This window comes from Brevibacillus sp. 7WMA2, from assembly GCF_010748895.1.
Classification (GTDB): domain Bacteria; phylum Bacillota; class Bacilli; order Brevibacillales; family Brevibacillaceae; genus Brevibacillus_B; species Brevibacillus_B halotolerans.
The window spans coordinates 2,313,068-2,334,114 of sequence record NZ_CP048799.1 but is presented as its reverse complement, the minus strand read 5'-3'; the positions used below and the strand labels follow the sequence as shown (position 1 = coordinate 2,334,114).

Here is a 21,047-nt window from a genome sequence, read left to right as displayed (position 1 = left end):
AAACTGTAACCTTTTTACTTTTTCTGTGACTAATGTAGGATACAAAAATTCGCAACAGAAATCAGGAGGGTACAAAATGAATACATTTCATAGGCTTACAGCCACGGCAGCAATAATCAGCCTGTTATCAGCAATACCGCTAGAGGCTGTCGATGCAAAGGGAAATGTCGTCACGCAGAAGGTGGAGATGGATAAGTACACAAAGGTCGCAAGTCAATGGCAGGAAAAAATAGCACTTATGTTTCCAAAGGTTAAGGACTATCACAAGGTGAACCTGGAAAATTATGAGTGGAGTGACTTGGTAAAGGTGACGCTGAGTAAAAATGGTCCGGGTACGCCTTCTCTCTCGATAGAAATCAATAAGGAAACGAATCAACTGTATAGATTCTGGCTTATGGAACCAGCTGGAGTGGATAGGGAAGGAGATTATCGATATAAAACATCTACTGGAGACAAAAAGGCTATTACAGATGAGCAAGCAAAAGAGAAAGCAACTACATTGCTACAGAATTTGTACGGAGCGAAAGCGAAAAACTATCAGATCATTTCAATTTGGCGCGAACCTGATCGCGATGCTCCGGGTAAAACGCGTCCACCTATTGTTAATGTGAAATCTCCTATCGAGGGTAATGGGAATATGGCTACATACGCGTCTATTACCTTTGCGGACGATGGAGGTATCGGCGTATATCGGATTGAAACGAAACCAACAACCTTTGATAAGTGGTACGGTGCAGACTTGAATACACGTGAAATGCAGGATGATATCCTTTCTCAGCCTGCCCAGGTTACCTATGATAAAGTAATAGCTACTTTGTCTCATTTTAAAACATTCCCACTTAAGAATGTTACGTATGAATATCATAATCAAACATTTAACGTGACTCTAAAACATACACCAGATCAAGGCTGGGGGTCACTTAACGTTGCTACCATCGCTATCAAAAAGAATGGCCAATTGAAATTGTTAGATTATCCGACGTTATCCGATAAAATCCCTGCTCCAGATATCGCTAAGCAAAAAGCGACTCAATTTCTCCAAAGTTTTGACAAAGAGAAGACGCAAGCGTATAAAATTCAAGAGGTTATGGACTGGACCTATGGCGGTATGAATTACGATAATCAAAAAGGGAGTATGATTCAATTTTCTCTTCCAGATAAGCAAGATGCGCTAAAAATAGGGGTTAATGGTAATGGCGATATTTTTACAATTTATGTGAATGATGGTTCTAAATAGTATAGATAAACAAATGAAAAGCCTTTGCGGTCATGCAGGGGCTTTTTGTGATTATTCTTGGAGGAGCAGGTTAATGATAGGGGAAGAAATGGCTTCATGATGGTCGAGAAGGGATTGTACAAATGGGGCAAATTTAAGACCAAAATAGGCAAAAGAGGTTACAAAAGGCTATAAAAAATATATACTCGAAAGCAGAGAAAGCCAATATAACAATAAAATTTATACGATAACTGTAATGAATGCAAAACGCTCAACCACTTTTTGAAGGTTGTTTTTTGCGTAGGTTGGCGTGAAAGGAGCTGTACCATGAGTATCTTACAACATAAAGAGATTGTTCTGGGTGTGTCCGGTGGAATTGCCGCCTATAAAGCAGCAGCCTTAACAAGTAAATTGACACAGGCAGGAGCCAAGGTAAGCGTCGTGATGACGGCTAATGCTTGTAAGTTTGTACAACCGATTACGTTTGAAGCATTATCGCATCGACCTGTTTATACAGACACGTTCAAAGAACCGGTTCCAGGAGTAATCTCTCATATAGATGTAGCAGATCGAGCTGACTTGGTCATACTCGCCCCTGCCACAGCTAATATTATCGGGAAATATGCAAACGGAATAGCTGACGATATGTTATCTACCATGTTATTAGCTACGACTGCTCCTGTCATGGTAGCACCGGCTATGAATGTAAATATGTATAATCATCCTGCTGTACAAGCCAACATGCAGCGTTTACTCACCTATGGAGTGACGATGGTAGAGCCAAATGAGGGCATGCTGGCTTGTGGATGGGTTGGCAGAGGACGCCTAGCCGAGCCTGAAGAAATTGTAGAAGCGGCTATACGCTTTTTGGAACAGAAAGAGACCACTACGAAATCATTACATTCAGCACCTCAACAGGACCTGCAAGGTAAAAAAATCGTTGTGACAGCAGGACCTACCCGTGAAAAAATTGATCCAGTACGTTATATTTCAAATTATTCGAGCGGAAAGATGGGCTATGCGATTGCAGAAGCAGCACGTGATCGTGGAGCGGATGTTACGTTAATTAGCGGACCTACAGCGCTTTTTATCCCTGCTGGAGTTACTTTTGTCCCAGTCGAGTCTGTCCAAGAGATGTTGGATGCAGTTCTACAGGTTTATCCACAGGCCGATGTTGTGATTAAGTCAGCCGCTGTATCTGATTATCGCCCAGAACAAGTGTATACGCATAAGGTCAAGAAAACACAGAGTGAGGACTTTTCGCTTTCGTTAGTAAAAGCCCCAGATATTCTTCGGACGTTAGGGGAACAGAAAACCCATCAGATGCTAGTCGGCTTTGCAGCGGAAACGCAGGAGGTTGAGAAGCACGCACTAGATAAAATGCGCCGTAAAAATTTGGACATGATTGTAGCAAATGATGTGTTGCAGGAAGGTGCGGGTATGGGTGTTGATACGAATATTGTGACCATCTATCAACAGGATCAAGCACCGATTCGTCTCGATAAAATGAGTAAGCGGGACGTAGCGGAGCGACTTATAGATGTAATAAAGCAGAATCTGCAAGTAGCGGTTCAAGAGGCGTGATGCCGCATGAATAATCATCAAATCAGAGCAAAAGTCATTGTAGATGTCCCAGCAACTCGGACCAATCGACCGTATGACTATGCTGTTCCCCTGTGGTTACAGCCGTTGGTAGCGGTAGGAAGTCGTGTTGTTGTACCGTTTGGACCGAGGAAGGTTCAAGGGTATGTCATCGGATTGATACAAGGACAAGAGGCAGATCATGATCCTGATGGCCCTGGCATGATCAAAATAAAAGAAATGGAAAAGGTATTAGACGATGTTCCTCCACTCTCCCTTGAATTAATTCAATTGGCGGAATGGATGAGCCATCGTTATTTATGCCCACTTACTATGTCCATTGCAGCGATGTTGCCTGCTGTTTTAAAAGGGAAAACAGAAAAATGGTACATGCTTGCAGATGAAGTCGATGAAGAACTGGTAGAAAAACATCCTATGTTACGCTATTTACTTCATCAAGGAAGCCTGTTGCAAACAGAAGCAGACAAGCAATTCCCTGCGGATAGTAAACAAATACCGAAATGGATTAAAAACGGATTAATTGTTAGTGAATATCAGGTGAAAAATCGGCTAACCCATAAAAAGCTAGCACATGTAGAGCTTGCAATAGATGAGGTACGAGCATGGGAGCTTATGGAGAACATCCCAAAGCGTTCCTATCGTATGCGAGATGTACTTGAATTTTTGCTGAATCAGCAGAAGGAACAAGGACAGCAGGCATCATACCCAGTCAAGGATGTAATCGAAAAGCTATCTATTACTCGTTCCACACTTACAACGATGCAACAAAAAGGCTGGATAGCGATAGAGCAGAAAGAAGTAGGGAGGGATCCTTACGCCAATCGTACTTTTTCACCTCCGCCAAAGCATATATTGACACGGGAGCAACAACATAATTTAGCGGCCATTTTGCGTTCCGTTGAGCAAGAAGAATATCATTCCTTCCTGCTACATGGGGTCACGGGTAGCGGTAAGACTGAAGTGTATATGGAAGCAATCGAACATACGTTAGCAAAGGGCCGAGAAGCCATCTTTTTAGTGCCTGAAATTTCCCTGACACCTCAGATGGTAGAGAGGATTAAGGGGCGTTTTGGTGATAATGTAGCTGTATTACATAGTGCGTTGTCACAAGGTGAGCGCTATGATGAGTGGCGCAAAATTTTGCGGCAGCAGGTACAGGTGGTAGTCGGCGCCCGTTCGGCTATCTTTGCTCCGTTTCGTAATCTGGGCCTGATCATCATGGATGAGGAGCATGAGGGCTCTTATAAACAGGAGGAGACCCCAAGATATCATGCTAGGGATGTGGCGTTATGGCGAGCACAGATGAATAAAGCTGTATTTATCATGGGTAGTGCCACACCCGCTTTGGAAACCTATGCGTTGGCAACGCGTGGACGTTATGATTTGTTATCGATGAAGTCGCGGGTAGGGAACAGACCGCTTCCTAAAGTGCATGTGGTGGATATGCGGGAAGAGATGCGGGAGCAAAATCGATCCATGTTTAGCAGGAGCCTACATCAAATGATTGCGGATCGGCTTCAAAAACAGGAGCAGATTGTCATTTTTTTGAATCGTAGAGGCTTCTCTACTTTTGTCATGTGCCGGTCCTGTGGCTATACATTGGCCTGCCCGCATTGCGATATCTCACTTACTTATCATCGAACAAATCATACGGCCCGCTGTCATTATTGTGGTTATACCATTTCCCAGCCAAAGCATTGTCCTGAATGTCAAAGTGATCACATTCGTTTTTTTGGCACAGGGACACAGAAGGTCGAGGAAGAATTGGCTAAATTATTTCCCGGTGTTCGCGTTATTCGAATGGATGTGGATACTACCTCCAAAAAAGGAGCGCACGAGGCGCTTTTGACGAAATTTCGCACTGGTCAGGGTGATATTTTATTAGGCACACAAATGATAGCGAAGGGTCTTGATTTTCCGCGTGTAACGCTCGTAGGAGTAATTGCTGCCGATACATCCTTACATCTGCCGGATTTTCGGTCGGCAGAAAAAACGTTTCAGCTTCTAACCCAGGTAGGGGGGCGAGCCGGTCGGCATGAGCTTTCTGGTGATGTAGTCGTACAAACCTATACACCTGAGCATTACAGCATCCAGCATGCAACTCATCACGATTATGAAGCCTTTTATCAAGCTGAGATGGTCCACCGTAAGAAGAAGGGTTATCCCCCATTCTATCGGCTAGTATTGATCACATTTTCCCATGAGGATGTTCCTATGGTGATTCGGGCTGCGGAACAGTATGCTGCTTATTTACGGCCACGGCTGGCGCAGACAACCGTAGTTCTGGGGCCTGTGGCCTCACCGATTGCCCGGATCAAAGATAGATTTAGGTTTCAGATCATGTTAAAATATCGTGATGAACCGAAAATATTTGATCTGTTGGCGCAAACTACGCTACATTTTGATGATTGGATGAAACAAAACAAAGTGTTGTCCACGATAGATGTCGACCCACAGATGCTACTTTAATCAGATCAAATGCAATTTATGCTGGATATAGATAAAGGAGGCCTTTTTTATGGCAATTCGCAACATCGTAAACCATCCTGATCCTATTTTAAGAGAAAAAGCAATACAGGTAACCAAATTTAACAGTAACCTGCACAAATTGCTTGATGATATGAAAGATACAATGTATGCAGCAAACGGGGTAGGGATTGCGGCTCCGCAGGTAGGTATTTCGAAACGCGTATTCGTGATGGATTGCGGCGATTTCTATGTAGAAGCGATCAACCCTGAAATCATTGAGTTTAGTGGCGAGCAATTTGAGAATTATCCAGAAGGGTGCCTAAGTATTCCAGGCTTACATGGTGATGTTCGTCGTCATATGGTGGTCAAAATGCGTGCACAAGACCGTGACGGTAATCTCTATGAGCTAGAAGTAGACGACTTAGAAGCTCGTTGCATTCAGCATGAACTGGATCATTTGAACGGTGTATTATTCATCGATATCGCTGAAAAAGTATATCCTGCAACAGAGGGCAAGGAAGGGGTTTAGTGTCTTGAAAGATACTCGTATTCTTTTTATGGGAACCCCTGATTTTGCTACACAAAGCTTGGAAGCCCTGATCACGAATGGTTATCAGGTTGTAGGTGTTGTGACACAACCAGATCGTCCGGTCGGCCGCAAACGCGTGCTGACCCCTCCTCCGGTGAAAGAGCTAGCACTTCGTCACGGGTTGCCTGTTTATCAGCCGGAAAAAATTAGGGAGAGCGAATCCGTTCAAAGTGTGTTGGATGCAACTCGTCCCGATTTGATTGTAACAGCAGCTTATGGTCAAATTTTACCTGTCTCTTTATTGGAAGCTCCTAAACATGGATGCATTAATATACATGCCTCCTTGTTGCCAAAATATCGTGGCGGCGCTCCCATTCACGCCAGCATTATTAATGGCGAGAAGGAGACAGGAGTTACCATTATGTATATGGTACAAGCGCTGGATGCAGGTGACATGATCTCGAAGGTGATTGTACCGATTGAAGAACGCGATACGGCAGCTAGCATGTTTGAAAAGTTAGCGACAGCCGGAGCAGACTTATTGATCGAAACGTTGCCTAAACTATTGAAGGGCGAGATCACACCAGAGCCTCAAAACCACGAGGAAGCTACCTTTGCGCCTAATATTAAACGTGAGAATGAGCGACTAGATTGGAATAAATCAGCGCGGGAAATATATAATCAGGTGCGTGGTATGAACTCATGGCCTGTTGCCTTTACGACTTTTGAAGGCAAAGTGTGGAAAGTTTGGTGGGCCGAAGTAGTGGAGCTAGCTGGCCAACTGGCTACACCGGGAACCATCATCGGCCGAACCGAGGATGGTCTCATCATTGCTTGTGGAGCAGGAAGTATTATCTTGAAAGAAATCCAACCAGAGGGCAAAAAGCGTATGAGCGTGTACGATTTCTTACGCGGTGCAGGCGCTTCAATTGCTTCAGGTTCGAAAGTAGGAGAATAGATTCGTGTCAAAAACGAGAAGTACAACAGCGCGGGAAGTAGCCCTAGATGTTCTAGTGAGAGTAGAAGAGAATCAATCCTATAGCAACCTAGAATTGAAATACGCGTTAGGTGAAGCAGGCCTTTCCAAAGCAGATGTAGGATTGGTAACGGAGCTTGTTTATGGAACAATTCAACGCCGAATGACGTTAGATGAAGTGATTGGTCAATTTGTAAAGGGTGGTACAAAAAAGCTTCAGGGCTGGGTCCTGCAATTATTACGAATGAGCCTGTATCAGGTTCGTTTTTTGGATCGTGTTCCCGATCGAGCAGCCGTACATGAAGCGGTTGAGATTGCCAAAAAGCGCGGACACAAGGGGATTTCCTCATTAGTCAATGGGGTTTTGCGCAATATTCTTCGCCAACCAGAGTCATGGGAAAAACTACCTAAAGGCATAACAAAACAAATTGCGGTCACCGAGTCACATCCAGAGTGGCTGGTCAAGCGCTGGGTTAAGCAATATGGTGAGGAAACCACCAGAGCGATCTGTCACAGCAATAATCAGTCGCCTATGCCAAGCATTCGAGTAAATCGTTTGCGAACAACTGCTGATGCGTTGTTACAAGAAATGAAGGAAGCATTCCCTGAGGCTGCAAAATCTGAGCTAACGCCAGATGCTCTTTTGCTACAAAGTGGACATGCAGCAGGGTCTTCTTGGTTTCAAGAAGGATTTTGCACCATTCAGGACGAAAGCTCTATGCTAGTGGCCCCTGCCCTGCACCTTACTCCAAACCTACGAGTTCTGGATGCTTGTGCGGCACCAGGTGGGAAAACAACGCATATGGCAGAGCTGATGGGCAATCAGGGGGGGATTCTTGCTTGCGATGTCCATCCTCATAAACGCGAGCTAATTGAGCAAAATGCGAAACGTCTAGGAATTACGATTATCACAACAATGGTAGCGGATGCGGCTGATTTATTAGACCGTAACGTGGGTGAATTTGATCGGATTTTACTAGATGCTCCTTGCAGCGGATTTGGTGTCATTCGCCGTAAGCCTGACCTGAAATGGAATAAAACAGCAGAGGATATAAAAGCGATCTCTGAGATTCAATATGATTTGCTGGAGCGCGTTGCTCCTTTACTAAAGCCGGATGGTTACCTCGTTTATAGTACATGCACAATCGATTCTCAGGAAAATCAAGATGTTGTGGAGCGTTTTATTGCCGAGCACCCAGAGTATGAGCTGGATAAATCATTGGCAGAAGACTTGCCTACAGGCTTAACTGAAAAGATTGATGCTTCGAAGGGCTATGTGCAGATTTTGCCACACCACTTTTCTAGCGATGGATTTTTTATTGCCAGAATAAAGCGTGTTTGTAAATAAATAACGAACTGGTTTACCAGGCTGTATCAGGTGGCAGAAATCAGGTCTCTATGTGAAAAAAAGTCAAGTGGAAATCTGCAATTGCGGCTTTCCACTTTTCCTTTTCCGTCACAAAGGGTACAATGAGTGAATGGGGTTTGTTTCTTATCCCCAAATACAATGTAGTTACAACTAGTAAAAAGGTGAATCTTACAATGAACATTACGTCATTTACAGACAATAAACCCTTAATCTATAGCTTGCGTCTTGAAGAAATGAAGCAATGGCTGGAAGAGAATGGGGAAAAAGCATTTCGAGCTGCACAAATTTTTGACTGGTTATATGTGAAACGAGTAACAGCATTTGAAGAGATGAGCAACCTGTCGAAGGCCTTGCGTGATAAATTAAATGAGGAGTTTCGCATCAATGCGCTAACCGAAATTACACATCAGGAATCAGCGGATGGAACAATCAAGTTCTTATTCCAACTGATAGATGGGCATGCCATTGAAACAGTAATCATGCGCCACAATTACGGAAATAGCGTATGTGTAACAACACAGGTAGGGTGTCGCATTGGCTGTACGTTCTGTGCATCGACACTGGGTGGCTTAAAGCGAAATCTGGATGCTGGTGAAATTGTGGCACAGGTATTGCAAGCCCAACGTGCCCTAGATGCAGATGAAGGACGTGTAAGTCATGTAGTTGTTATGGGGATTGGCGAACCATTTGAGAATTTTGAACCACTATTATCCTTCTTGAACATCATTAATGACAACCGGGGATTAAATATTGGTCAACGGCATATTACAGTTTCCACCAGCGGAATCGTGCCTAAGATTTATGAATTTGCTGAGCGTGGAGGGCAGGTGAACCTAGCTATTTCCCTTCATGCCCCTAACACAGAGCTAAGAACCAAGCTAATGCCGATCAATCGCGGCTTCCCGTTGGAAAAATTAATGGAAGCTTGTCATCATTATATAGCTAAAACGGGGCGTCGTATCTCCTTTGAGTACGGTTTGTTTGGTGGTCAGAACGACCAGCCGCATCATGCGGAAGAGTTGGCCGAGTTAATCGGCGATATGCTTTGCCACGTTAACCTAATACCTGTGAACTACGTGCCAGAACGCGATTATGTTCGCACGGCTAAAAATGATATTTTCACCTTTAAACGCATTTTAGACGATCGCGGTATAAACGTTACAATTCGACGGGAGCACGGCAGTGATATTGCGGCTGCTTGCGGTCAATTGCGTGCGCAACACGCGAAAGAAACGGCAGGGTGATAAAGTATGGAAATAGCGATGAAATCGCATGTGGGGTGCGTCCGACAAGTTAATGAGGATTTTTATGCCTGTGCAGTTGACCTGGCTGGACGCGTACTTGCAGTTGTCGCAGATGGCATGGGCGGTCACCAAGCTGGCGATGTTGCGAGCAAAATGGCGGTTGAACGCATTTTAAAAGAAATGAAAAAAGTTGAACATAGCATGGCTCCTTTAGAAGAGCGAGAATTATTGATGGATGCTTTACTTCTTGCTAATCAAGAGGTATATGAGTATGCCGAGGCACATCCGGAGTGTAATGGGATGGGAACCACAGTCGTTGCTACACTACTAGGAAATGATGCGGGTGTCACCGCACACATTGGTGATAGTCGTTTGTATATTTATAAGGAAAATGAGCTGATTCAGCATACAGAGGACCATTCGCTTGTACAGGAATTGTTAAAAAGCGGGCAAATCAATCAAATGGAAGCGTCCCTGCATCCGCAGCGCAATGTCCTGATGAGAGCTCTAGGTACGGAGGATCATGTTCGAATTGATCTGGGACAGTTTGAGTGGTCAGATGGCGAGATTGTGCTGCTTTGCTCAGACGGATTATCCAACAAAGTTCCAGAAGAGATCATAGAGGAATGGTTAGCTAAACCAATACCTTTGCAGCAAAGCGTGGACGCACTTGTTCAATATGCACTTGATGCAGGGGGAGAAGATAATATTACTTGTGTGGCCATACGTAATAAAAAGAAGCCTTCGCAAGTCTGTGAGAAAGAGGGGGGAGGAGAATGCAAGGTCAACGACTAGGTGGGCGCTATCAACTTGAGGAAGTGATTGGTGGCGGCGGAATGGCTATTGTTTACAAAGCCAGAGATCTTGTATTAAATCGAATCGTTGCCGTCAAATTGCTAAGACCCCAATTTGGCACGGACGAAGACTTTGTAGAGAGATTTCGCAGAGAAGCGCAAGCGGTAGCAAGTCTTTCGCATCATAATATCGTCAATGTTTATGATGTTGGGCAAGACGATGATATTCATTATATGGTGATGGAATATATCGAAGGCTCAACCTTAAAGGAAATTATCACCGCTCAAGGCGGCATGCTGATGAGTGAGGCGGTTCGAATCGCGATGCAGGTGTGTGACGCACTAGATCACGCCCATCAAAACCAGATCATTCATCGCGATATTAAGCCGCACAATATCATGATTGGAACGAATGGTCGTGTGAAGGTAACGGATTTTGGGATTGCCCGTGCGGTTACGTCACAGACGATTACACAGACGGGTTCGGTACTTGGCTCAGTCCATTATTTTTCTCCTGAACAAGCTCGTGGAGGAATCACGGCAGAGAAATCCGACATTTATTCTCTCGGAATTGTACTGTATGAAATGGTTACCGGTACGTTGCCATTTTCAGGAGATTCGCCCATTACTGTAGCGCTTAAGCATTTACAAGACCCATTGCCTGAACCACGTAAATTAAATCCAGCTATTCCACAAAGCTTGGAAAATGTTATTATTCGTGCTTTGGCTAAGGACCCATTCCAGCGCTACAAGTCTGCACGGGAAATGTATGAGGACTTGGAAACGTGCTTGTCAACAGAAAGACGTCATGAATCAAAGCTTACGTTTGCAAGTGATATTGATGATGAAGAAACAAGGGTCATTTCAGCAATCACGCCAGATATGCTGGAGAAAAATAAACAAGATAGCTATCAACCGAGAACCTATCCTATCCGCACTCCTCAAAAGGTGGCAAGCACAGAGGAGCAATATAGAGACGAGGAGGAAGAGGAGGAGGAGAACTTGGCTAACAAGAAAAAGGGGATCTGGTGGAAGCGAAGCCTTCTTTGGTCTGGTATCGCTGTTCTATTCGTTGTTTTGGCTATTTTTGGTTTTAACCTTGCAATGAAGATACTCACTGTTCCAGAAACAGATGTACCTAATGTGATTGGAATGACGAGAGAGCAAGCAGATACGGCCCTGAAAAATGCTGGATTAAGTGCTACGTTTGAAGAGGCCTTTAATGCCGAAGACAAGGGCAAGGTTTTTGAGCAAGATCCAGCGGCAACAAGGCGCGTTAAAGAAAATAGCGCGGTAATTGTAATGATCAGTAAAGGAAAACAATTACTACCGACTCCTGATTACGTCGGTATGTCACAACAGGAAGCAGAACAAAAAGCGCGTTTAGCTAACTTTAAGGAAGTAAAGATTGTTATGAAAGAAAGCAATGATGTTCCAGCGGGACAGGTCATGACTCAAGATCCAATGCCAAATGTTAATCTTGCTTTCGTAGATACTGTCATGACCTTAACGGTTAGTGAAGGGAAAAAACGGACAAAAATACCAAACGATTTAGTTGGTAAGCATTGGGAGATGGCGAAAGCTTCTCTTAACAATGTAAATCTAAAGGAGGGAGAATTATCAGAGCAGGGTTCTTATGAACACCGGGAAAGAGGTATTGTCCTTTCCACAAATCCTCCTGCTAACACTGTAGTCGAAGAAGGTACGAAGGTTAACATGGTAATAAGCAATGGACAATGGCCTTCTGATGCCAAGATTGTAAGTGTTCCTGTTCATGTTGAGCACGATCCTGTCGAAGTACCTTCTGCAACCATTGAAATCGTTGTAAATGATGCTCGCAAAACGGAACTAAAGCCCATTCATCAATCTATATCAGAAAGCGCTGATTTCAGCGTTGAAGTAATCTTATCGCCAGAGACGAATGGAAAAATCGAGGTTAGAAAGAATGGCGAAACAATCAATACCATAGATGTTGATTATCAATCGTATCCGTAAAACGCTGGAGGTACATGCATGCCAGAAGGGCGAATTGTAAAAGCATTAAGTGGATTTTATTACGTGGCCGATCAAGCGAATCCAGAGCGAATCGTCCAATGTCGAGCTCGTGGCTTGTTTAAAAAGAAAGGGGCAAAGATTACCCCTTTAGTTGGCGATTGGGTTGTATTTGAGGCCCCAAATGATCGAGATGGGTATGTGATGGAGATAGGAGAGCGAACAAGTGAGCTGGTTCGCCCTTCTATTGCCAATGTTGATTTAGCTGTCCTAGTATTCTCTGCTAAGGAGCCTGATATGAGTCCGTTGCTGTTGGATAAATTCCTTGTGCATACGGAGCATGCTGGCATTGATGCGATTATTGTTATTACGAAGGCAGATTTATTGGAAGAGGAAGAATGCAGCAGGCTTGTAGCGGAATATGAAAAGGTGGGATATCGAGTGATTCCCACCTCCATTCTTGATCGGCGTGGTGTAGAACAAGTCCGTGAAGAGCTGATTGGAAAGCTAGCGGTGTTTGCTGGACAATCAGGAGTAGGGAAATCATCTTTGCTAAATGCTATTTTTCCAGGAATAAGCCTACAAACGGGAGAAATCAGCCAAAAGCTAGGACGCGGTCGACACACTACTCGCCACGTAGAGCTGCTTCCATTAAAGGAAGGTGGCTATGTTGCGGACACACCTGGATTTAGTTCATTGGATTTTATCAATATGACCGAGCTAGATTTGGCGCAAGCATTTCGTGATTTTGAGCAACGAAGCGATGAGTGTAAGTTCCGGGGATGTTTGCATATAACGGAACCACGCTGTGCAGTCCAAGCGGCTTTGCAGGCTGGTGAAATCGTGGAACATCGTTATAAACATTATCTACAGTTCATGGAAGAGTTGAGAGAATACCTGAGGAGGAACAAACAATGGTAAAAATCGCACCATCTATTCTATCAGCTGATTTTGCTCGCTTAGGAGAAGAAATTAAAGATGTAGAACGTGGAGGCGCTGACTGGATTCATGTAGATGTAATGGATGGTCATTTTGTCCCTAATATTACGATAGGTCCCTTGATCGTCGATGCGATTCGTCCAGTCACACAACTTCCTTTAGACGTACATCTGATGATTGAAGAACCGGATCGCTATATCGCTCAATTTGCTAAAAGTGGAGCAGATTACATCACTGTTCATCAGGAAGCTTGCCGCCATTTACATCGAACTATTCACCACATTAAAGAACAAGGTGTAAAGGCAGGGGTTGTTTTAAATCCAGCTACTCCAATTAGCACGATCGAGCATGTGCTAGAGGATTTGGATCTGGTGTTATTGATGACGGTAAACCCAGGCTTTGGCGGTCAAAAATTTATACATAGCGTATTACCAAAAATACGTGATCTACGTCATTTATTAAATGAACGTGGTTTATCTCATGTTGATATTGAAATTGATGGTGGGGTAAATGCTCAAACGGCACGCTTGTGTGAGGATGCTGGAGCAACTGTACTTGTCGCAGGTTCTGCTGTTTATAATCAACCAGATCGAGCAAAGGCGATCGCTGAGATTCGCGGCTAACAAAAAAGGATGACTCTCTCATTTTTATACGGAGGGAGCATCCTTTTTTTTATGACCATCTCTGTAAGCTTTTGGATTCGTTTAAGACTATAGGTAAAAAAGAATGAAAAGACTATGTAAATATTACAGTGTGAATCCATAATAGGAATGCGTACCTTAAAGATTAAAGGTGCGCATTTTATATTTACATGCATATTTGTCTTTGGCGACCTAATAAAGAACAGATATTCATGCATAAAAAATGCATAAAAGCCGAAAAAATGTATAAATACTGGTTTTGAGCAGGTTATAAAGGCGAATATATGTGAATAGATGATTAGTTTTGATCGCACACTATACGGAGATTTTATTTGAAGCAAGCTGATAGGACAAGAATTATGGTTAGATACGCACTGTTTATTTATGAAGTTTTAAAAAATATTATTAAATTTTACTTTCTTATTTTTATACATATGGTATTATAAATATAAGTTTTCAGTGTTTCGTAAATAATTGGATTACACACATCGTAGATCATCGGTGTTTCATACAGGAGGGTATTATTATGAGAAAATCTACAAAATCATTTGCAGCAATTGCCTTATCTACTTTATTATCTGTTTCCTTATTAACAGGCTGTGGTTCTGCTAGTCAGGACAGTGGAAATGCAGCTAACAAAAACACAGATCAAGCAGCGGCTAAAACCTTAACGATGTTCACGTCAGCGGATTACTATCCGTATGAATTCCATGAAACAAAGGATGGCAATGACCAAATTGTAGGCATGGACATCGATATTGCTACTTATATTGCAAAGGAACTTGGTTATGAATTAAAAGTAGTGGATACAGATTTTAATGGTCTGGTTCCTGCTCTTCAATCAAAACGAGCAGACTTCGTAATGGCGGGGATGTCCACTTCACCTGAGCGTAAGAAGAATGTAGATTTCTCCAATAATTATTATGAAGCAAAAAATACATTAGTGAGCAAAAAAGACTTGTCTATTACCAAGCCAGAACAGCTATCAGGCAAACGGCTAGCCGCTCAAATTGGCTCTATGCAAGAAAAGGCCGCTCAAGTGATTGCGAAAGAGGTTACTGGGGTTGAGGTGGTTTCCTTAAATAAAATGGGAGAAATCATTCAAGAGGTGGTTACGGGTCGATCTGCGGCGGCAGTTGTAGAAAATACCATCGCCCAAGGCTTCCTGGAGAAAAACCCTGGTTTGCAATCAACGGTTATGACAACAAATAATACAGAAGGTTACGCAATTGCTTTCCCAAAAGGATCAGAACATGTGGAAAAGTTTAATGAAATCTTGAAAAAGATGGAAGAAAACGGTGAAATGGACAAACTGATTAAAAAGTGGCTGGGACAATAATCCCAGTCTGCTTTTTTTACAGGGCAAGATGATGAAGCAGAGGTGAACATAAAACATGAATACAAGCATACCAATAGATTTTTCAGTGCTTACACCACATATACCCTACATGCTAGAGGGTATGGGAATTACCTTACAATTTACGGTTTTATCGGTTTTTTTCGGATTTATTCTGGGCACAATCCTAACCCTATGCAAAATATCCAACAGCAAATTTTTACAGGTATTTGCTGCTTTTTATACAAGTATTTTTCGTGGTACACCATTGCTGGTTCAGCTCTTATTGATTTATTATGCAATTCCGCAATTAACCGATTATCAGATTCCAGCTTTATTTGCTGGGGTTCTCGCTTTTAGCTTGAATTCCGCAGCCTATTTGTCAGAGACCATGCGCGCTGGAATTTTGGCTGTAGACAAGGGGCAGTGGGAAGCGGCTAAGGCATTAGGGGTTCCTTACTCTCGCATGATGAAGGATATTATTTTTCCTCAGGCGATTCGTAACATTTTACCTGCCATTATGAATGAATTTATTACCTTACTTAAGGACTCATCCTTAGTATCCGTTATTGGAGTGGCGGAAATCTTGCGCCGTGCAGATGTCGTCAAGGGTCAATTGTATATTTATTTTGAGCCTTTAGTGTTTGCAGGCTTACAGTACTATATTTTGGTTATGATTTTAACGCTACTGTCTACATGGCTAGAACGGAGGCTGCGTCGCAATGGTTAAAATTGAAAATTTGCATAAAGCATACGGGAAACTGGAGGTTCTGAAAGGAATCAGTACCAGCATTAAAAAAGGGGATGTAGTTGCTATTATTGGGCCATCTGGTTCGGGCAAATCTACATTCTTACGTTGCATGAATATGCTAGAGGAGCCTACAAAGGGACAAGTAATGATCAACGGGATGGATATTACCAACTCGAAGGGAAACATCCAAGAGATTCGGCAGAAAGTGGGAATGGTGTTTCAGCATTTTCATTTGTTCCCACATATGACGGTCCTGCAAAACCTGACCTACGCACCAATCAAGGTAAAAAAATTAACGAAGGCGGTTGCGGAGAAAAAGGGAATGGAGCTTTTGGAACGCGTTGGGCTGGCTGATAAGGCAGGTGTCTATCCAAGTAGCTTATCAGGTGGGCAAAAGCAACGTGTTGCGATTGCGCGAGCCTTAGCAATGGAACCAGAGATTATGCTCTTTGATGAGCCCACGTCCGCTCTTGATCCAGAAATGGTCAAAGAGGTCTTAGAAGTTATGAAAAGCCTGGCGAACTCTGGTATGACAATGGCAATTGTTACACATGAGATGGGCTTTGCTCGTGAAGTGGCAGATCGTGTACTATTTTTGGATGGCGGGTTGTTAATTGAGGATGCCTCCCCGCAGGAGTTTTTCACAAATCCAACAAGTGAACGTGCCCGTCAGTTTTTGGAAAAAGTATTATAAAAAGCCGAAATAAAAAGCAGTGTAAAAGGCAGGTGTTGTCCCTATTGGACAGCACCTTTTTTCGTGTCGAAACTCAATTTTATTCATGCTTATGCATTGGTAATGTAGTATTCAAAGTAGTGATTTTTGATGAGACATTTTTAGGATTCCGATATATTGTCCGTATGCGTATGATTAGAAAACAAATAGAATGAAGGGGGAATAATAGTATATATAGATGGAATTCTTCTGTATAAAGGAGGAAACATAGAGGGCCTTTTATTTTAGCATGTCGAGGACAAAGAGTACGAAATCGAGTGTTTGAGATTCTACATAAATTCAATGGTTTTATACTAGGCTTACGTTTACTTCCCCTAGGAGCGACCGTACAATATAGAGTAGCTTCCTAAATGAGCTAAAACAATTTGATATGAAAAAAACTACTAAGAGGCACGTACTGGAGAAAGGAATGTAAGCATAATGATTGATTTTACTATACATATTTGCACAGGTGGAGACCTCGATATGCTGCCGCAGATGGAGAGAGAGGATTTATTAATCGGAGTGGACGGGGGAGCGATTGCTTTACTAGAAGGAGGGATGATCCCGCATATTGCCGTGGGGGATTTTGATACCATTCAGGAAGAGGGGCTTAGACTGCTTCAGGAGGCAGGTATTGCTATTAAAAAGTTCTCCGCCATGAAGAATGCCACTGACACGGAAATTGCCGTAGAGATCGCTATGGAGGCTGCACGAGAGCATTTGCGTGATTTGGGTGCTACACTAGATAGCGAGGATGGTGTCGTGCATTTATATCCAGATCATCGCTTCAAGATCATAATGTATGGGGCGGTAGGTAGTAGATTGGATCATTCGCTTGCCAATTTATCACTGTTAAAAAAAGCGCATCGTGAAGGTGTCTGGATGGAGATTGTTAATCGACAAAATCGTGTCATGCTGTTATCCGATCATTTTCCAAACGTCAATCTTCGCGGACACTCCGGTGAATTTCTGTCCTTAGTGCCAGCTTCGCAGGAGGTGACCGGCATTTATTTAACAGGCTTTGCTTATCCATTGACCGATGCGACTATTGCATTTGGCTCCTCTATTGGGATTAGTAATGAATGGGCAAGTGAATATGGCAAAATAGAACGTGCATCAGGGGATTTATTTGTGATCGCAGCCCGAGATTGTTAAATCTTTACACAGGCTTTGGATTCTTACCTGCTGCTATTGATTTTTCTAGAAAAACTAGCAACAAATGAACTTTGGACGCATATACATATCAGGTAGGCAGGTACTGTTCTTACGTGATGAAGTTTTTCTATTTTTCCCCGGCATACTGGACATATGTTTGACCCTCTTCGGAATATGTATGTAATAGCTTTATTACGGAATAAGCCTAAGGGGGGTGCGACCTGATATGAGTTTTCGCTCGTTTCACGTGAAGCAGGGGATGGCAATCAAGCGCGTTCTCGGAGTCATTTTTGGAGTGGGTGGACTTATCCTCATTTTGAATACGATGCCCCTCTGGGTGTGGTATGCCATCTTGGGAACAGCACTCATAGCAACAGGCTGGTTTTTATTTCATCACAAGTAATTCCGGAGTAAGGAGGGGTCAAGATGCGTTTCTATACGATCAAGTTGCCGAAAATTCTAGGTGGTATGGTTCGCGCCATGATTGAAGCTTTCAATAAGAAAGCCAAGTAAACGCTGAGGATGTGGCTCAGATGAGAGGCGACATTCGATTGCCCATCAGCATTTTAAACAGGCATTCACCCTGTATTTTTTGGTAGGTGGATGCCTTGGTATTTATGATGATTCCCATCTTAGGGGATAATAATAGTAAATAAAAAAAGCACCCAAGAAAGGTGCTTTTTTTACATGTTACATGTAAGTGCAACGTTGTCGTATCTAGTCAAAGACCAGACAGACCCATTCTATGACGAACCAAACAAATTGATTCGCTTCTAGCTCAGCCTTTGCTGAGTTATACGCGAGTTACAAGACCAGATTTCAAAGCTCTAGTGCTTACATAAACGCGTTTTGGTTTCCCGTTAACAAGGATGCGCACTTTTTGAACGTTAACACCCCAAGTACGGCGGCTAGCACGCATAGAGTGAGAACGCGCATTACCAGCTTTCGCTGTTTTTCCAGTAACAAAACATTTACGTGACATTTACATCCACCTCCCTTGAAGCTATTAAACAAGCCCAATACGGGCATAAGAACAGCTTGATTCATAGTATCATAGCAAGCTGTCAATTGCAATACTTGACAGGAAATTCCCTGTGGCTATTTCGACAAATGAAAAAACCTTCAAATCGCACTTTACTTATAGTAGAATGGGGTGAAGTACAAGATATACCATTATACGGATTGGTCTTTTGTAAAAGGAGGAACCTGAAATGCCAGTTGAAATGAATACACCTCTTGGAAAAATTGATGTTAGTGAGGAAGTAATCGCTCGAATTGCTGGCGGGGCCGCCATGGAAGTATTTGGATTGGTGGGTATGGCTTCCCGTAAAGCATTAAAGGACGGAATTGCAGAACTTCTAAAAAAGGATAATTTGAGTAAAGGCGTTGTTGTTCGCAATGAGAATAACGATGTTAGCTTAGATTTGCATATTATTGTGAGCTATGGTACAAAGATTTCTGAAGTGGCTGGCAATGTGCAGAGCCGTGTGCGATATACACTCGAACAAACGCTAGGAGTCGAGGTATCGGCGATTAATATATATGTCCAAGGGGTCAGAACAGACCGTGAACTGTAAGGAGGAAAAGTAGTGGTACACAAGCGTCTTGATGGCGTGCAATTTAGTCAGATGGTTTATCTAGGCGCCAATAACCTGCATACGAACTACAAAATAGTAGATGCTTTAAACGTGTTCCCTGTTCCAGATGGCGATACTGGTACAAATATGAATCTTACGTTTACAGCTGGTGTAGAAGAGCTTTCCCGTAAAGAGTCTGCACACATCGGTAATTCAGCTCAGGCGTTGGCAAAAGGACTTTTAATGGGGGCCCGCGGAAACTCAGGTGTTATTTTGTCTCAATTATTCCGTGGATTTAGCAAGGTGGTGGCAGGTAAGGAAACCATCGATGCTCGCACGTTTGCAGATGCATTAAAAATGGGCGTGGATACAGCATATCAGGCGGTAATGAAACCAGTAGAGGGTACTGTTCTTACGGTAGCACGTGAAGCTGCTGAAATGGCTGTTAAAATCTCTCGCACGACGGATGACATCCTTACTGTGATGGACAAAACCTTTGAACAGGCAAAGCTTACTCTAAGCCAAACCCCTGAATATCTGCCTGTTTTAAAAGAGGTAGGCGTTGTTGACTCCGGTGGGCAAGGGTTGGTTTACATCTACGAGGGCTTTGTTCGTTCCTTGCATGGTGAGAAGGCTGTTGAGCAAAAACAGATGCCTGGCAAAGCTACTACGTTACAGAATATGAGTGATCTGGTTGAAGAGAAGCATAGCGCTCAATCTCAATTAAAAACAGAAGACATTCTGTATGGATATTGCACGGAGTTCATGGTGTATCTGACTGGAAGTACAGAAGCGAATAAAAAGCCTTTTGCTGAAGCCACGTTCCGTGCGCAATTAGATACAATGGGAGATTCATTGCTGGTTGTATCTGATGAGGATGTCATAAAAGTACATATTCACGCTGAACACCCAGGAAATGTGCTTAACTATGCACAGCAATTCGGTTCACTGCATCGAATTAAAATTGATAATATGCGTGAACAGCATTCCAATATCCTGCGTGAAGAAACAGCTCACGTGACTTCTGAAGAAGTACAGGCTGAATCAGCATCTATAGCAATCAAAGATGAGCAAGAGCTCCCAGTACCTTATGGAATTATTGCGGTAGCAGCAGGAGACGGAATCGCGGAGATTTTCCAAAGCTTAGGAGTACAAGTAGTGGTTCAAGGTGGACAAACCATGAATCCAAGTACCGAAGACTTCGTAAAGGCTATTGAAGAGCTTCACGCTGAAAAAATGATTATCCTGCCAAATAATAAAAACATCATCATGGCTGCACAACAGGCGGCTGTATTGGCAAGTGTACCTGTTGCTGTTGTACCGACGAAGAGTGTGCCACAAGGGATGGCAGCGTTGGTAGCATTTAATGGCGGAGAAGAATTAGAGAGCAATAAAGAAATGATGGCAAAAGCGCTGGAGCAGGTAAAAACAGGGCTGGTTACGCATGCGGTTCGAGATACCAAAATGGGGGATGTCGAAATTGCAGAGGGTGACTTTATTGGAATCAACGAAGGAACCATCATTACAGCACAAGCAGACATGATGGACAGTGCTATGGAGCTTTTGAAAAACATGGTAGATGAAGAGACAGGGCTGGTTACAATTATCTATGGTGAAGGTGCTTCCGAAGAGCAGGGGGCCCTACTAGAGGAAATGCTAGCGGATTTATTTGAGGATGTGGAAGTTGAGATCCTTTCTGGTAGACAACCACTTTATCCTTTCATTTTTGCTGTCGAGTAGGA

At 43.1% G+C, this 21,047-nt stretch carries 20 protein-coding genes; 19 read left to right on the top strand and 1 reads right to left on the bottom strand.

The window, feature by feature from the left end; genetic code table 11:
* Positions 1 to 76: 76 nt before the first annotated feature.
* The 17 genes from GOP56_RS09195 to spoVM all read left to right on the top strand — a co-directional run bounded on the left by GOP56_RS09195 (position 77) and on the right by spoVM (position 18,241).
* A complete protein-coding gene (locus GOP56_RS09195; RefSeq protein ID WP_121472600.1) occupies positions 77 to 1,237 on the top strand; it encodes a hypothetical protein in 1,161 nt (386 codons plus the stop codon).
* Between the two features lie 306 nt (positions 1,238 to 1,543).
* Entirely contained in the window at positions 1,544 to 2,800 is a 1,257-nt protein-coding gene (gene coaBC / locus GOP56_RS09190; protein ID WP_163245417.1) for a bifunctional phosphopantothenoylcysteine decarboxylase/phosphopantothenate--cysteine ligase CoaBC, read from the top strand.
* A gap of 6 nt (positions 2,801 to 2,806) precedes the next feature.
* Positions 2,807 to 5,287, top strand: coding sequence for a primosomal protein N' (gene priA, locus GOP56_RS09185; protein WP_163245416.1), 2,481 nt, complete (start codon positions 2,807 to 2,809; stop codon positions 5,285 to 5,287).
* Positions 5,288 to 5,336: 49 nt separating this feature from the next.
* Positions 5,337 to 5,816: a peptide deformylase gene (gene def / locus GOP56_RS09180; protein ID WP_163245415.1), complete on the top strand. Its 480-nt coding sequence runs from the start codon at positions 5,337 to 5,339 to the stop codon at positions 5,814 to 5,816.
* A 4-nt stretch (positions 5,817 to 5,820) separates the two neighbouring features.
* A complete protein-coding gene (gene fmt / locus GOP56_RS09175) occupies positions 5,821 to 6,774 on the top strand; it encodes a methionyl-tRNA formyltransferase (protein WP_003342768.1) in 954 nt (317 codons plus the stop codon).
* A 4-nt stretch (positions 6,775 to 6,778) separates the two neighbouring features.
* Positions 6,779 to 8,140 carry a 16S rRNA (cytosine(967)-C(5))-methyltransferase RsmB gene (gene rsmB / locus GOP56_RS09170; protein WP_163245414.1) on the top strand — a complete coding sequence of 454 codons (1,362 nt, stop codon included), beginning with the start codon at positions 6,779 to 6,781 and terminating at the stop codon, positions 8,138 to 8,140.
* A gap of 194 nt (positions 8,141 to 8,334) precedes the next feature.
* A complete protein-coding gene (rlmN, locus tag GOP56_RS09165) occupies positions 8,335 to 9,405 on the top strand; it encodes a dual-specificity RNA methyltransferase RlmN (RefSeq protein WP_003342772.1) in 1,071 nt (356 codons plus the stop codon).
* A gap of 6 nt (positions 9,406 to 9,411) precedes the next feature.
* On the top strand, positions 9,412 to 10,200 hold the full coding sequence (locus tag GOP56_RS09160; RefSeq protein WP_163245413.1) for a Stp1/IreP family PP2C-type Ser/Thr phosphatase: 789 nt from the start codon (positions 9,412 to 9,414) through the stop codon (positions 10,198 to 10,200).
* Positions 10,182 to 12,194, top strand: a complete 2,013-nt coding sequence (gene pknB / locus GOP56_RS09155) for a Stk1 family PASTA domain-containing Ser/Thr kinase (protein WP_163245412.1) — start codon at positions 10,182 to 10,184, stop codon at positions 12,192 to 12,194. Before GOP56_RS09160 ends, pknB begins: the two co-directional genes overlap by 19 nt.
* An 18-nt stretch (positions 12,195 to 12,212) precedes the next feature.
* Entirely contained in the window at positions 12,213 to 13,112 is a 900-nt protein-coding gene (gene rsgA, locus GOP56_RS09150; RefSeq protein ID WP_163245411.1) for a ribosome small subunit-dependent GTPase A, read from the top strand.
* Positions 13,106 to 13,753 (top strand): ribulose-phosphate 3-epimerase, encoded by a 648-nt coding sequence (rpe, locus tag GOP56_RS09145; protein ID WP_003336786.1) that lies wholly within the window; start codon positions 13,106 to 13,108, stop codon positions 13,751 to 13,753. The genes rsgA and rpe overlap by 7 nt, the downstream gene beginning before the upstream one ends.
* Before the next feature lie 544 nt (positions 13,754 to 14,297).
* A complete protein-coding gene (locus tag GOP56_RS09140) occupies positions 14,298 to 15,110 on the top strand; it encodes a transporter substrate-binding domain-containing protein (RefSeq protein WP_163245410.1) in 813 nt (270 codons plus the stop codon).
* A 67-nt stretch (positions 15,111 to 15,177) separates the two neighbouring features.
* A complete protein-coding gene (locus GOP56_RS09135; protein WP_031309001.1) occupies positions 15,178 to 15,837 on the top strand; it encodes an amino acid ABC transporter permease in 660 nt (219 codons plus the stop codon).
* Positions 15,830 to 16,552 (top strand): amino acid ABC transporter ATP-binding protein, encoded by a 723-nt coding sequence (locus tag GOP56_RS09130; protein WP_031413565.1) that lies wholly within the window; start codon positions 15,830 to 15,832, stop codon positions 16,550 to 16,552. The genes GOP56_RS09135 and GOP56_RS09130 overlap by 8 nt, the downstream gene beginning before the upstream one ends.
* A 459-nt stretch (positions 16,553 to 17,011) precedes the next feature.
* Positions 17,012 to 17,728, top strand: coding sequence for a thiamine diphosphokinase (locus GOP56_RS09125; protein WP_031309002.1), 717 nt, complete (start codon positions 17,012 to 17,014; stop codon positions 17,726 to 17,728).
* A 226-nt stretch (positions 17,729 to 17,954) separates the two neighbouring features.
* Entirely contained in the window at positions 17,955 to 18,131 is a 177-nt protein-coding gene (locus GOP56_RS23355; protein ID WP_022584347.1) for a hypothetical protein, read from the top strand.
* 23 nt (positions 18,132 to 18,154) lie between these two features.
* Complete coding sequence (spoVM, locus tag GOP56_RS09120) at positions 18,155 to 18,241, top strand: stage V sporulation protein SpoVM (RefSeq protein WP_035292591.1); 87 nt, start codon at positions 18,155 to 18,157, stop codon at positions 18,239 to 18,241.
* A gap of 280 nt (positions 18,242 to 18,521) precedes the next feature.
* On the opposite strand, the gene rpmB is transcribed toward spoVM, so the two are convergent.
* The gene (rpmB, locus tag GOP56_RS09115; RefSeq protein WP_003341540.1) at positions 18,522 to 18,710 is read right to left on the bottom strand and encodes a 50S ribosomal protein L28; all 189 of its coding nucleotides are present in this window, start codon (positions 18,708 to 18,710) and stop codon (positions 18,522 to 18,524) included.
* Between the two features lie 229 nt (positions 18,711 to 18,939).
* Between rpmB and GOP56_RS09110 the strand changes: the two genes are divergently transcribed.
* Together GOP56_RS09110 and GOP56_RS09105 are read left to right on the top strand one after the other, a co-directional pair.
* Positions 18,940 to 19,305, top strand: coding sequence for an Asp23/Gls24 family envelope stress response protein (locus GOP56_RS09110; RefSeq protein WP_003336793.1), 366 nt, complete (start codon positions 18,940 to 18,942; stop codon positions 19,303 to 19,305).
* Positions 19,306 to 19,317: 12 nt separating this feature from the next.
* Positions 19,318 to 21,045 carry a DAK2 domain-containing protein gene (locus tag GOP56_RS09105; protein WP_163245409.1) on the top strand — a complete coding sequence of 576 codons (1,728 nt, stop codon included), beginning with the start codon at positions 19,318 to 19,320 and terminating at the stop codon, positions 21,043 to 21,045.
* Positions 21,046 to 21,047: the final 2 nt, after the last annotated feature.

What these genes read in the sequence shown, in the direction of transcription:
- GOP56_RS09195 (WP_121472600.1), top strand. Translation starts at nt 77, where the DNA reads ATGAATACATTTCATAGGCTTACAGCCACGGCAGCAATAATCAGCCTG.
- coaBC (WP_163245417.1), top strand. Translation starts at nt 1,544, where the DNA reads ATGAGTATCTTACAACATAAAGAGATTGTTCTGGGTGTGTCCGGTGGA.
- priA (WP_163245416.1), top strand. Translation starts at nt 2,807, where the DNA reads ATGAATAATCATCAAATCAGAGCAAAAGTCATTGTAGATGTCCCAGCA.
- def (WP_163245415.1), top strand. Translation starts at nt 5,337, where the DNA reads ATGGCAATTCGCAACATCGTAAACCATCCTGATCCTATTTTAAGAGAA.
- rlmN (WP_003342772.1), top strand. Translation starts at nt 8,335, where the DNA reads ATGAACATTACGTCATTTACAGACAATAAACCCTTAATCTATAGCTTG.
- GOP56_RS09160 (WP_163245413.1), top strand. Translation starts at nt 9,412, where the DNA reads ATGGAAATAGCGATGAAATCGCATGTGGGGTGCGTCCGACAAGTTAAT.
- pknB (WP_163245412.1), top strand. Translation starts at nt 10,182, where the DNA reads ATGCAAGGTCAACGACTAGGTGGGCGCTATCAACTTGAGGAAGTGATT.
- rsgA (WP_163245411.1), top strand. Translation starts at nt 12,213, where the DNA reads ATGCCAGAAGGGCGAATTGTAAAAGCATTAAGTGGATTTTATTACGTG.
- rpe (WP_003336786.1), top strand. Translation starts at nt 13,106, where the DNA reads ATGGTAAAAATCGCACCATCTATTCTATCAGCTGATTTTGCTCGCTTA.
- GOP56_RS09140 (WP_163245410.1), top strand. Translation starts at nt 14,298, where the DNA reads ATGAGAAAATCTACAAAATCATTTGCAGCAATTGCCTTATCTACTTTA.
- GOP56_RS09130 (WP_031413565.1), top strand. Translation starts at nt 15,830, where the DNA reads ATGGTTAAAATTGAAAATTTGCATAAAGCATACGGGAAACTGGAGGTT.
- GOP56_RS09125 (WP_031309002.1), top strand. Translation starts at nt 17,012, where the DNA reads ATGATTGATTTTACTATACATATTTGCACAGGTGGAGACCTCGATATG.
- GOP56_RS23355 (WP_022584347.1), top strand. Translation starts at nt 17,955, where the DNA reads ATGAGTTTTCGCTCGTTTCACGTGAAGCAGGGGATGGCAATCAAGCGC.
- spoVM (WP_035292591.1), top strand. Translation starts at nt 18,155, where the DNA reads ATGCGTTTCTATACGATCAAGTTGCCGAAAATTCTAGGTGGTATGGTT.
- rpmB (WP_003341540.1), bottom strand. Translation starts at nt 18,710, where the DNA reads ATGTCACGTAAATGTTTTGTTACTGGAAAAACAGCGAAAGCTGGTAAT.
- GOP56_RS09110 (WP_003336793.1), top strand. Translation starts at nt 18,940, where the DNA reads ATGCCAGTTGAAATGAATACACCTCTTGGAAAAATTGATGTTAGTGAG.